Below are 275 nucleotides of genomic sequence, written 5' to 3'. Positions count from 1 at the left end.
CACTCGAGGAAAAGTTTGTAATAATGCTCCGAGAGAGGCGGATGTGGATGTTCATGCATATCGAACAAGGCGAGCAACCGTACTGGAATCACATCCAGGCCAGCCTCTTCCTCTACTTCTTTGATGATATTCGAAGCAGGAGAGCGATTCACTTCACAGAAGCCACCGGGTAAGGTCCACAACCCATCTGACCGCTCCTTCACGAGCAGGATTCGATCATCTTTGAAGATGACGCCTCGCACATCAAGTTTCGGTGTCGGATAACCGTCCACATG

General features: G+C 50.2%; 1 protein-coding gene. It reads right to left on the bottom strand.

Features of this window, described 5'->3' with window-relative positions; all coding sequences use genetic code 11:
• The coding region (locus AC2Q9J_RS17895) for an NUDIX domain-containing protein (protein ID WP_499042021.1) at positions 1-275 on the bottom strand (275 nt) is incomplete at both ends.

This window comes from Planococcus sp. RAB007_Raresut, from assembly GCF_057369535.1.
This window is presented reverse-complemented; position numbering and strand designations above follow the sequence as displayed.